At 69.6% G+C, this 11,780-nt stretch carries 11 protein-coding genes; 3 read left to right on the top strand and 8 right to left on the bottom strand.

The genetic code is table 11. The features are described 5' to 3' along the window. Positions 1-471 precede the first annotated feature (471 nt). Positions 472-2,055, bottom strand: a complete 1,584-nt coding sequence (locus ABT085_RS36375) for an MDR family MFS transporter (RefSeq protein WP_351618084.1) — start codon at positions 2,053-2,055, stop codon at positions 472-474. Positions 2,056-2,177: 122 nt separating this feature from the next. Between ABT085_RS36375 and ABT085_RS36380 the strand changes: the two genes are divergently transcribed. Further along, positions 2,178-2,765, top strand: a complete 588-nt coding sequence (locus tag ABT085_RS36380) for a TetR/AcrR family transcriptional regulator (RefSeq protein WP_351618060.1) — start codon at positions 2,178-2,180, stop codon at positions 2,763-2,765. Between the two features lie 35 nt (positions 2,766-2,800). Here the strand turns inward: ABT085_RS36380 and ABT085_RS36385 are convergent, their stop codons facing one another. After that, positions 2,801-3,394, bottom strand: a complete 594-nt coding sequence (locus ABT085_RS36385; protein ID WP_351618063.1) for a M23 family metallopeptidase — start codon at positions 3,392-3,394, stop codon at positions 2,801-2,803. A 644-nt stretch (positions 3,395-4,038) separates the two neighbouring features. On the opposite strand from ABT085_RS36385, the gene ABT085_RS36390 reads away from it, so the two are divergent. Further along, a complete protein-coding gene (locus ABT085_RS36390; protein WP_351618066.1) occupies positions 4,039-4,674 on the top strand; it encodes an HAD family acid phosphatase in 636 nt (211 codons plus the stop codon). A gap of 148 nt (positions 4,675-4,822) precedes the next feature. On the opposite strand, the gene ABT085_RS36395 is transcribed toward ABT085_RS36390, so the two are convergent. Beyond that, complete coding sequence (locus ABT085_RS36395; protein ID WP_351618069.1) at positions 4,823-7,348, bottom strand: ATP-dependent Clp protease ATP-binding subunit; 2,526 nt, start codon at positions 7,346-7,348, stop codon at positions 4,823-4,825. 431 nt (positions 7,349-7,779) lie between these two features. On the opposite strand from ABT085_RS36395, the gene ABT085_RS36400 reads away from it, so the two are divergent. Further along, positions 7,780-8,382: an SCO3374 family protein gene (locus ABT085_RS36400; protein WP_351618071.1), complete on the top strand. Its 603-nt coding sequence runs from the start codon at positions 7,780-7,782 to the stop codon at positions 8,380-8,382. On the opposite strand, the gene ABT085_RS36405 is transcribed toward ABT085_RS36400, so the two are convergent. The 5 genes from ABT085_RS36405 to ABT085_RS36425 all read right to left on the bottom strand — a co-directional run bounded on the left by ABT085_RS36405 (position 8,361) and on the right by ABT085_RS36425 (position 11,193). Then, complete coding sequence (locus ABT085_RS36405; protein ID WP_162470015.1) at positions 8,361-8,696, bottom strand: Lsr2 dimerization domain-containing protein; 336 nt, start codon at positions 8,694-8,696, stop codon at positions 8,361-8,363. The two genes, ABT085_RS36400 and ABT085_RS36405, sit on opposite strands and share 22 nt — an antisense overlap. Before the next feature lie 266 nt (positions 8,697-8,962). Continuing rightward, positions 8,963-9,490, bottom strand: coding sequence for an amino-acid N-acetyltransferase (locus ABT085_RS36410; protein WP_351618075.1), 528 nt, complete (start codon positions 9,488-9,490; stop codon positions 8,963-8,965). Positions 9,491-9,499: 9 nt separating this feature from the next. Next, the gene (locus ABT085_RS36415; protein WP_502982887.1) at positions 9,500-9,964 is read right to left on the bottom strand and encodes a BlaI/MecI/CopY family transcriptional regulator; all 465 of its coding nucleotides are present in this window, start codon (positions 9,962-9,964) and stop codon (positions 9,500-9,502) included. A gap of 219 nt (positions 9,965-10,183) precedes the next feature. Continuing rightward, positions 10,184-10,366, bottom strand: a complete 183-nt coding sequence (locus ABT085_RS36420; protein ID WP_351618081.1) for a hypothetical protein — start codon at positions 10,364-10,366, stop codon at positions 10,184-10,186. Between the two features lie 107 nt (positions 10,367-10,473). Then, a complete protein-coding gene (locus tag ABT085_RS36425; protein WP_351618087.1) occupies positions 10,474-11,193 on the bottom strand; it encodes a hypothetical protein in 720 nt (239 codons plus the stop codon). Positions 11,194-11,780 lie beyond the last annotated feature (587 nt).

An 11,780-nucleotide genomic window follows, 5' to 3' on the forward strand; every position in this document is an offset into this window, starting at 1 on the left:
GAGGCTCTGGGGGTCCGCCCGCGGCCGTCCTTGGGGCCCTGCGGGTCCCGCCCAGGACCGTCCCGGCGCGGCCCCTGGGAGTCCATCCAGCGCCCGTCCCGGCGACCCCTGGAGGTCCGCCCGACGCCTGTCCCTGCGGGCCCTTGGCGGGGCTCCTCCGGACGCCGTCCCTGCGGCCACCGGCGGGGGCCGTCCGGTGCCGCCCCGGCGGGACGGTGAGCGGGCGTCCGACCGCAGGACGGCAAGCGGCCGCCCGGCGCCAGGACCGTGAGCGGCGAATGTGCGGCGGCACAGGCGAAGGCCCCCGGGGCGGACACCAGCCGGGGGCCTTCGGTTAACTGCCCGATCCGCCGCATCCGCCGCATCCGGCGAACCGGACGCACGGGGCGGATCGAGTCGATCGAGTGGATCGAGTGGATCGGAGGAGCGCGGCCGGCCGAACGGACCGGACCGGCTCGGTCGACCGGTGGATCAGACTGACTCGGCCATCGCGGCCATCGCCGCGTCGCCCTCGGCGCCGTCCTGCTTCGGTCCCGATCCCTTGAGCGCGACCTCCTTGACGAACACCGACGCCACCACCACGACCACGGCCACCGCCGCCCCGAGGACGAAGGCGGAGTGCGTACCGGCCGACACCGCGTGCTGGTAGGCCTCGCGCGCCGCCGCCGGCAGCTTGGCCAGGCTCGCCGCGTCGAGCTGCGCGGACTGCTCGGTGATCTTCGCACCCAGCGCACCCGCCCGCTCGGCCATGACGTCCTGGACCCGGTGGTTGAACAGCGCGCCCATGATCGCGACACCGAACGACGAACCGAGCGTACGCAGCAGGGTGGTGGTGGAGGACGCGACGCCCATGTCCTTCATCTCCACACTGTTCTGCGCCACCAGCATGGTGACCTGCATCAGGCAGCCCATGCCCAGGCCGAGGACGGCCATGTAGACACCGGAGATGAACCGGGTGGTGTCCGTGTCCATCGTCGACAGCAGGTAGAGACCGATCACCATCAGCACACCGCCGACGATGGGGAAGATCTTGTAGCGACCGGTGTTGGTGGTGACCCGGCCGGCGACCATCGACGTCACGAGCATCGCGCCCAGCATGGGCAGCAGCAGCAGACCGGAGTTGGTCGCGGAGGCACCCTGCACGGCCTGCTGGTACAGCGGCAGGAAGAGCGTGGCACCGAACATGGCGAAGCCGGTGATGAAGCCGATGACCGACATCAGGGTGAAGTTACGGCTGCGGAAGATGTGCAGCGGCACGATCGGCTCGGCCGCCTTGGTCTGCCAGAACAGGAACCCGACCAGCGCGGCGACACCGAGGCCGATGAGCTCCATGATCTGCGGGGACGTCCAGTCGTACTCCGTGCCGCCCCAGGTCGTGACGAGGACGATGGAGGTGATGCCGATGGTCAGCAGCGCGGCACCCAGATAGTCGATGCGCGTCTTGGCGCGCTTCTTCGGCAGGTGCAGGACGATGCTGATCGCGGTGAGCGCGACCGCGCCCAGCGGCAGGTTGATGTAGAAGGACCAGCGCCAGCCCCAGTTGTCGGTGATGGTGCCGCCGATCAGCGGACCGCCGATCATCGCCAGCGCCATGATGCCGGCCATCATGCCCTGGTACTTTCCGCGCTCGCGGGGCGGGATGAGGTCACCGATGATCGCCATGACGCCGACCATGAGACCGCCGGCGCCCAGACCCTGGACGGCCCGGAAGCCGATGAGCTGGCCCATGTCCTGGGCCATGCCGCTCAGCGCGGAGCCGATCAGGAAGATCACGATCGACGACATGAAGGCGCCCTTGCGGCCGTACATGTCGCCGAGCTTGCCCCAGATCGGGGTGGAGGCCGCGGTGGCGAGGGTGTACGCCGTCACGACCCAGGAGAGGTGCTCCAGGCCGCCGAGCTCGCCCACGATGGTCGGCATGGCCGTGCCGACGATCATGTTGTCGAGCATCGCCAGCATCATCGTGAGCATCAGCGCGAGCAGGACCACCCGCACGCTCCTGGGCTGTTTCTCTTCGTCCGTGCCGACCGCGTCGACCGCCTGTGTGTCCGCCATCATTCCCACTCCCCCGGGCCAAGTACTTACTTGCCGACCGGCTAGTTGACTACACTGGGCAAGATAGACCCGTAACTAGCCGGTCGTCAAGTAAGTTTCCTGGGAGCGCGAGGAGTACGAGGATGGGCGGCATCATGGACGGCACCAAGCAGCAGCGCCGCGGGAACACGCGCCAGCGCATCCAGGACGTCGCACTCGAACTGTTCGCCGAGCAGGGGTACGAGAAGACCTCGCTGCGCGAGATCGCCGAGGGCCTGGACGTCACCAAGGCCGCCCTCTACTACCACTTCAAGACCAAGGAAGAGATCCTGGTCAGCATCTTCGAGGACCTGACGCGGCCCATCGGGGAACTGATCGAGTGGGGCAAGGGGCAGCCGCACACACTGGAGACCAAGCAGGAGATCGTACGGCGCTACCACCAGGCGCTCATAGACGCGTCACCACTGTTCCGCTTCATGCAGGAGAACCAGGCGACGGTACGGGAACTGCGCATCGGCGACACGTTCAAGGACCGGATGCGCGGTCTGCGCGACATCATCATGGACCCGGACGCGGCACTGGTCGATCAGGTCCGCTGCCTCAGCGCCCTGTTCACGCTGCACGCCGGCATGTTCGTCATGCAGGACCTCGAAGGCGACCCCGAGGACAAGCGCAAGGCCGTCCTGGAGGTCGCCATCGATCAGGTGACGCAGGCCCACCGGGGCTCCTGACCCAGGGCCCGTCCGGCGGATCGTGACCCGGTCGGTCAGACCAGCACGCCCTTGGCGCGCAGGAAGGCGACCGGGTTGACCGCCGAGCCGTAGTTCGGGGTCGTACGGATCTCGAAGTGCAGGTGCGGGCCACTGGAGTTGCCGGTGTTGCCCGACAGGGCGATGTGCTGACCGGCCCCGACGTACTGGCCTATGCGCACGTCGACGCGGGACAGGTGGGCGTACTGCGAGTACAGGCCGTTGGCGTGCTTGATGACGATGGCGTTGCCGTAGGCCGAGCCGTCACCGGCACCCCCGCCACCGGCCTTGACGACCGTTCCGCCGGACGCGGCGACGACGTTGGTGCCGCTCGGCACGGCGAAGTCCTGGCCCGAGTGCTTGTGCGCCCACATGCCGCCGGCCTGGTTGAAGGTGGCGCTCAGCGCGTAGTACTTCACCGGCTTGACCCACACGCTCCCCGGCGCGACCGACTTGGCGGCGGGCTTGGCCGCAGCCGGCGCAGTGGCGGGCGTGGCGGCCGCGACCCCGGCTCCCAGCGTGACCGACATCCCCAGGCCCGCCCCCAGAACGGCGACGCGGTTGCGGAGCAGGGACGTACGGGCGTTACGGGACGAGACACGCTGGGACATAGAAACCTCACGACTTCGGGGACAGGATCGCCACCCGGCGGACAGACGTTCGCCGGGGTGGCCACACCTTGGTAACCCGCGGGCTCATCTGCACTCAAACGTGTGATCTACGACGAGAGGTAGTAAACAAACACCAAAATGCACACTTCTTGACACAACGCCCATTCGGTACGGCAACACCGAGGCCACGGGAAAGGGCGTGAGGACTTGAGAGTGAATGTCCGATTTGTCATTATCTGCGGTTTCACTAACCGGGATAGTAGGGAACAAATCGCCCGTGGCGCTTGTCACCGGGCGGCGAGATCACGGGGGCCGCAAATGTGACGCGGGCTACGCCGCGAAAGCCCACACCGGGACCTCCGGGAGCGGGTGCACGAACCGGCCGCCACAGGCGCCGCATTGACGTCCGGCACCGCCGCGTCGAGCCGCCGGAACGCTGACGGACCGCCAGATCGTGTCCCGCGGGACCGACTTGCGGACGCTGCGGCCATTCGCGTCTCAACTGAGCGCATTTCCCGCCGCTTTGTGACGCACGTCTCTGTACGCCTACCGCCCGGTAACCCTACGGTTCCCCTCGCGCCACCCTCACCCACGATCATGCCCATGATCCCGGCAGTGCACGGATGTGAGAGGACCCCCCACGCATGAACACAGGCTCCTGGACCCGCCGCATATCGGCCGCCGCCGTCTCCGCGGCCGCCCTGGTGGCGATGGCCGCCCCCGCCGAGGCCGCCACGACGAGCGGCACCGCCTCGGCGAGCAGCACCGCCTCGGCCGCCGCCACGAAGACCGACTACGCGACCTGGCAGCGGGACTGCCAGGCCGTGATGGACCAGGCCCTGCCGTACCTTCGGCAGCGCATCGCCGCCGCCGGGCCCGGCGAGAAGCCCGCCATCGTGCTCGACATCGACAACACCGCCCTGGAGACCGACTTCGGCTTCAGCTACCCGCAGCCGGCCAACGCCCCGGTCCTGGCGGTCGCCCGGTACGCCCAGGAGCACGGCGTCTCCGTCTTCTTCGTCACCGCCCGGCCGGGGATCATCTACCTGCCCACCGAGTACAACCTGGAGCACGACGGCTACGAGGTCTCCGGTCTCTACGTGCGCGGGCTGTTCGACCTCTTCAAGGACGTCGCCGCCTACAAGACCGCCCAGCGCGTCGACATCGAGTCGAAGGGCTACACGATCATCGCGAACATCGGCAACAGCGCCACCGACCTCTCGGGCGGCCACGCCGAGAAGACGTACAAGCTGCCGGACTACGACGGGCAGCTGTCCTAGGACAGGTCCCCAGGGCCTGGCCCAGGCCTTGCCAAGGCCTGGGCAGGCCTGGGCCAGGGCCAGGGCCTGGCCTCGGCCAGCCGCTCCCGGACATGCGGAAGGGGGCCGGTGCTTTCGCACCGGCCCCCTTCTGGCGTCGCCCTGGGGCTTACGCGTCCTTGCTCAGGTTCGGTCCGGCACCGCCGGCCGCCTGCTCGATCGGCGGGACGTCCGGCAGCGCCGACTTCTCCTCACCGCGGAAGGTGAAGGTCGCGGAGTCGCCCTCGCCCTCGGTGTCCACGACCACGATGTGACCGGGACGCAGCTCGCCGAAGAGGATCTTCTCCGAGAGCGTGTCCTCGATCTCGCGCTGGATGGTGCGGCGCAGCGGCCGGGCGCCCAGCACGGGGTCGTAGCCCTTCTTGGACAGCAGTTCCTTCGCGGACTGGGAGAGCTCGATGCCCATGTCCCGGTCCTTCAGGCGCTCGTCCACCTTGCCGACCATCAGGTCGACGATCCGCAGGATGTCCGCCTGGGTCAGCTGCGGGAAGACGACCACGTCGTCGACGCGGTTGAGGAACTCGGGCCGGAAGTGCTGCTTGAGCTCGTCCGAGACCTTGTTCTTCATGCGCTCGTAGTTGGTCTTCGTGTCGCCCGAGGCCGCGAAGCCCAGGTTGAAGCCCTTGGAGATGTCCCGGGTGCCGAGGTTGGTCGTCATGATGATGACCGTGTTCTTGAAGTCCACGACCCGGCCCTGGGAGTCGGTCAGACGACCGTCCTCCAGGATCTGCAGCAGCGAGTTGAAGATGTCCGGGTGGGCCTTCTCGACCTCGTCGAAGAGGACGACGGAGAACGGCTTGCGGCGGACCTTCTCGGTCAGCTGGCCGCCCTCTTCGTAGCCCACGTAGCCGGGGGGCGAACCGAACAGGCGCGAGACCGTGTGCTTCTCGCTGAACTCCGACATGTCGAGGGAGATCAGCGCGTCCTCGTCACCGAAGAGGAACTCGGCGAGCGCCTTGGACAGCTCGGTCTTACCGACACCGGACGGGCCGGCGAAGATGAACGAGCCACCGGGACGCTTGGGGTCCTTCAGACCGGCACGCGTACGGCGGATCGCCTTCGACAGCGCCTTGACGGCGTCGACCTGGCCGATGACCCGCTTGTGGAGCTCGTCCTCCATGCGCAGCAGGCGGGACGACTCCTCCTCGGTCAGCTTGAAGACCGGGATGCCGGTGGCGGTCGCGAGGACCTCGGCGATCAGCTCGCCGTCGACCTCGGCGACGACGTCCATGTCGCCGGCCTTCCACTCCTTCTCCCGCTTGGCCTTCGCGGCGAGGAGCTGCTTCTCCTTGTCGCGCAGGGAGGCGGCCTTCTCGAAGTCCTGCGAGTCGATCGCGGACTCCTTGTCCCGGCGGACACCGGCGATCTTCTCGTCGAACTCGCGCAGGTCCGGCGGCGCGGTCATCCGGCGGATACGCATCCGGGAGCCGGCCTCGTCGATCAGGTCGATGGCCTTGTCCGGCAGGAAGCGGTCCGAGATGTACCGGTCGGCCAGGGTGGCGGCCTGGACCAGCGCCTCGTCCGTGATGGACACGCGGTGGTGCGCCTCGTAGCGGTCGCGCAGACCCTTGAGGATCTCGATCGTGTGCGGCAGGGACGGCTCCGCGACCTGGATGGGCTGGAAGCGGCGCTCCAGGGCCGCGTCCTTCTCCAGGTGCTTGCGGTACTCGTCCAGCGTGGTCGCACCGATGGTCTGGAGCTCACCACGGGCCAGCATCGGCTTCAGGATCGACGCGGCGTCGATGGCGCCCTCGGCCGCACCGGCACCGACCAGCGTGTGCAGCTCGTCGATGAACAGGATGATGTCGCCGCGGGTGCGGATCTCCTTGAGGACCTTCTTCAGGCGCTCCTCGAAGTCACCGCGGTAGCGGGAACCGGCGACCAGGGCACCGAGGTCGAGGGTGTAGAGGTGCTTGTCCTTGAGGGTCTCGGGCACCTCGCCCTTGACGATGGCCTGGGCCAGGCCCTCGACGACGGCGGTCTTGCCGACGCCGGGCTCACCGATCAGCACCGGGTTGTTCTTGGTACGGCGGGACAGCACCTGCATGACCCGCTCGATCTCCTTCTCGCGCCCGATGACCGGGTCGAGCTTGGACTCACGAGCGGCCTGGGTGAGGTTCCGGCCGAACTGGTCGAGGACCAGGGACGTCGAGGGAGTGCCCTCGGCAGGCCCGCCGGCGGTGGCGGTCTCCTTGCCCTGGTAGCCCGACAGCAGCTGGATGACCTGCTGGCGGACACGGTTGAGATCGGCACCCAGCTTGACCAGGACCTGGGCGGCGACGCCCTCGCCCTCGCGGATCAGGCCGAGCAGGATGTGCTCCGTGCCGATGTAGTTGTGGCCGAGCTGAAGAGCCTCGCGGAGCGACAGCTCCAGGACCTTCTTGGCACGGGGGGTGAAGGGGATGTGCCCGGACGGGGCCTGCTGGCCCTGGCCGATGATCTCCTCCACCTGCTGGCGGACCGCCTCGAGCGAAATCCCGAGGCTCTCAAGGGCCTTGGCGGCGACACCCTCACCCTCGTGGATCAGGCCCAGGAGGATGTGCTCGGTGCCGATGTAGTTGTGGTTGAGCATCCGGGCTTCTTCCTGAGCCAGGACGACAACCCGCCGCGCGCGGTCGGTGAACCTCTCGAACATCGTTAATCGCTCCTCAGAGCGGTCAGGCAGTGGGGGGAACTTCCCCTCCCTGTCCTTCCGCAGCTTAGTCCCGCGAGCGGGGACCGCTCATTCCAACTGCCGACACCGTCCTTGGCCTCCTGACCCCGAACGCCGACATCTGCTCCAACCCGATGGTGCGAGACGATGTTCCCGCAGGCCAGGCAGTTACCCTCACCAGCAGTACGCCGATGGCGAACGTGAGACGGCCTTTCCTGCGTGTCGCCCCCTCCCACTAGGGATGTCTTACCCGTGGGAGCGGACACTCCATGCCGCGCGCACCGATTCCCTCCGCTACGGGCGAACAACCTCGCGCCTGTGCGCACCCCCGTACGCCCCCTCGAATTCTCACGCAGTGCAGCCATCGGTGCACCCAGCGTAACTCGGGGGGTTTTGGGACGGTTGCACTTGGCATGGTTGGCTCAGTCACCGCGGCGCCCCTTTCCCGTCCGCTCCCGGCGCCGGACGGCCGGACGCGGCACTGGTACGAGAACGTGCTGGGCTGGGCGACCGTGCCCGGAGAGCCGGTACGGCTGGTCACGGGCCTGCGCTTCGACGTCCTCGACGTACCCGCCGAGGCGGGTCTGGGGGCCCTGAGGCACCTGGCGCCGGACTCTCCGGTGGCTCTGAAAGGCGACCGGATGCGGCTGCTGACGGCCGTCGGCAGCGCGGAGGAGCTGCCGGGACTCCTGGACTGGCTGGAGTGGGGCGCGCTGGCGCCGGATCTGGTGGCGCTCGGCGCGGGCGGACACACCGAGGCGCCGCTACCGCCCGCTCCTGGGCCGGCCGGCGGCCCGCGGTTCTCCCCGGACGGCTGCCGGCCTCTTCAGGGGGCCGCGGTGTGGTTGCGGCCCCCCGCGCCGGGACGCGAGATCGAGGCGTCGCTGCCGACGCTGTCCGCCGTGGGGGGCGGTGGGGGCGCCCCCGATCTCGCACGCCTCGTGGACACGGTGGCCACGCAGTGCCACCGTGCCAGGCTGCGGCGCGCGGGCGTTCAGCCGTTGGCCTTCTCGTAGGCCTCGCGGATCATCGCGGGAACACGGCCGCGGTCGTTGACCTCGAAACCGTTCTCCTTGGCCCAGGCGCGGATCTGCGCGGTGTCCTGGCTGCCACCGGAAGCGGCACGCGCCTTTCCACGTCCACCAGAAGCGCGGCCTCCGGTACGCCGACCACCCTTCACATAGGGGTCGAGAAGGCTGCGCAGCTTGTCCGCATTGACGGTCGTGAGATCGATCTCGTACGTCTTGCCGTCCAGCGCGAACGTCACGGTCTCGTCCGCCTCGCCGCCGTCGAGGTCGTCGACAAGAAGGACCTGAACCTTCTGTGCCACCGGATTTCCTTTCATCGAAAACGTGAGGGCCGGGGGTCTGCGGCGTCCGCCGTTTCACCGCCCCTTGTTATATCCACTACTGCAGTACGTCGGAAAGCAAACCGCTTTTGCGGGAAAAACACAAACCCCCGGCAGAGACCCAAGGGGTGCTCCCGTGCCGGAAACATGCGCGTTTCGGACATAGGGAACCTGGGCAGCGTCCGTTGGGTTGTCCGCGCTTGTGCCCCGGCGGAATATGCCTTGAGGAACCTCGCGATGCCCGGCGATCACAGATGCAGAAGCATCCGGCTGTTGCCCAAGGTGTTCGGTTTCACTCGTTCGAGACCGAGGAACTCCGCGACACCCTCGTCATAGGAGCGCATGAGTTCCGCGTACACATCGGCGTCGACCGGCGTCTCCCCGATCTCCACGAAGCCGTGCCCGACGAAGAAGTCCACTTCGAAGGTCAGACAGAAAACCCGGCGAACGCCGAGCCGACGGGCCGTGTCCAGCAACTTCCCCAGCAGCCGGTGGCCGACGCCGTGGCCCTTGAGGCCGGGCTTCACCGCGAGGGTGCGCACTTCCGCGAGGTCTTCCCACATGACGTGCAGCGCGCCGCAGCCGACCACCTCGGCGTTGTCGTCCCGTTCGGCGACCCAGAACTCCTGGATGTCCTCGTAAAGCGTCACCATCGCTTTGTCGAGCAGGATGCCGTCCCGGGCGTACGCGTCAAGGAGTCGGCGCACGGCCGGGACATCGCCGGTCCGGGCCCGCCGGACGGTGATGGTTTTAGCGACTTCGGGGCTCTCTGACATGAGCGGACGCTATCGCCCGCCACCCTTCGCCGCCGAGCCGGGGTTCTCCCGCGACGACGTATCGGGCGCGTCCGTATCACCGGCATCGCCGGCCGTATCGGAGGCCCGGCCGGGCTCGGGCGTTTCCGGTACCTGGACGATGCGCATGGCATCCGACAGGGCCTGCCGCTGTTCGTCGCTCATCATGCCGAAGAAGGCGACGAGAGCGGCGGCGGCGTTGTCGCTCTGCGCCCAGGCGTCGTTCATCAGCGCGGCCGCGTAGGCGGCACGGGTGGAGACCGCCTCATATCTATAGGCCCGGCCTTCCGCCTCCCGGCGCACCCAGCCCTTCTGATGGAGATTGTCCAAAACGGTCATCACCGTGGTGTAGGCGATGGTCCGTTCCCGCTGTAGGTCTTCCAGGACTTCCCGAACGGTGACCGGGCGGTTCCACTTCCACACCCGCGTCATGACCGCGTCTTCGAGTTCTCCCAATGGGCGAGGCACAGCTCAGAACAATAGTGGGAGATCCAGTCAATGGCGTGCCGGACGTGCACTTTAAGCTGCAAACGGGAACAAAAAGGGCGCACGACGGCTAAAATGCCCGCGCCGGGCAGGACGGGGTCCTGGCCGCGCGGGCATGCGTCGTGCGCCGACAGGCGCCGGTGTTCGGGGTGCGAGGGCGGGGCCCCGCGGCCCGGGTTCCGTCAGGCCTCAGGCCTCGGACTGCGCGGAGGTGGCCCGGCGGGCGCTCTCGGCGCGCGCGAGGGCCGCGTCGACGGCGGCGTCCTCCTTGGCCTTGTTGGCCCCGCCCTGGGTCTTCACGATCACCCTGATGAGACCGATGAAGAACGCGGCCATCACGACCGGGGGCACGAGCGCGGAGACGTAGTCCATGCCCCCAGGGTAGCCACGCCGGAACGCCGCGCAGGGGGCGGGGGACGCCGACCGGCCGGGGCGGGGGCGGGGGGGCGCCGCCCCCGCCCCGCGGCCCCGGGGTCCGGTCAGCCCACGGCGAGCCGCTCGGACGGGCTCCCGGACGGCGCGGCCGGCTTGCGGCGCGGGAAGACCTCGCCCGGGGTGGGGATCGGACGGCGGGCCGGAGCGGGCTCCTGCGGGGCGGAACCGGGGCGGGCGGGTGCGGGCTTCACGGCGGGCTCCTTCCGGGGTTTGTCGGCCGGCTCCTCGGCGACCGTACGGACATCGGCGCCGAGGCCGCCGGGGGAGCCGCCGGAAAGGCCCCCAGGAAGCGCCAGGAGGCGGGTACGGGAGGCGGGGACGGTCGGGGCGAACGAGATGGCCGAGGGGCCGGCCGCGGACGCCTGGGCGCCCGCCGGGGCCCGCCGGGAGGCACTGCGGGCGAGCCGGGCGCGCACGTCCTGCTCCGCGAGTGTGCGGCAGCGGTCGAGGAGGGCGGCGGCGACGGGGCCGCCCCGCAGCGCCCGGAGTGCGGCGAGGTCGTCCGGGTCTGGTCGGTACCCGGCGCCCAGCGCCTCCTCCAGGAGCGCGAGATAGCCGCTCGCGGTGCCGGGCAGGGCGGCGCGGTACCGGGCGAGGTCGGCCACCAGGAAGGCGCGCAGCCTGGCGCCCTCGCGCATCGCCTCGTCTAGGGACTCGGCGACGCGAAGGCAGTCCTGGACGTCCTCGGCCGAGGCGGGGGCGGGGTTCAGGGCGAGGGCGAGAGCGCGGCGGAGCACACGCAGCTCCTCCACGCCGAACGCCATGCCGCCGCGGGATCCGTATGGCGTGGGCATGGAGCGACGGTACGCGCTAATCAGACAAATTCCGCATAAGGGACGGGCGTGGCGCGCGCGTCCACCCGGCTGGCCGCCACCCGACCGTGATCGGCACGGCGCTGCCCGGCTGATCGCCACGCTGCCTGGCCGCCCGCGCCACACCTGTCCGACGCCTCCCCGCACCCCCGCCGGGCCGGACAGCGCCGCCGCCCGGCCCGGACCGCACCTGACCGGGATCGGCGCGGCAACCGGCCGACGGCCCCGAACCCGCCCGACGCCACACCGCACCACCGCCCGTACCGGAACCGCCGCCCGTCCGACGTTCGCACCAGGCCACCGCCCGCCGCGGGCGCGCTGGATCCCGCCGCGGGCACGCGGAGTGCCCCGGCTGCCCGCCGAACACTCCGTCGCGGACGCCGGAGCTCACGCCGCGGACGCGCCGGGCGCCCGGACGTCCGTACCGCAGGCACACGCCGGACCACGGCGGCGCGACAGAAACCGGGGGGGGGGCCGAAAGGGAAGCCCCCCCGGGGTGGGGTGGGGGGGGGGGCGCCCCAGCGCGGTGCCCAGGAGGG

This window comes from Streptomyces sp. NPDC002265, from assembly GCF_040296125.1.
GTDB lineage: Bacteria > Actinomycetota > Actinomycetes > Streptomycetales > Streptomycetaceae > Streptomyces.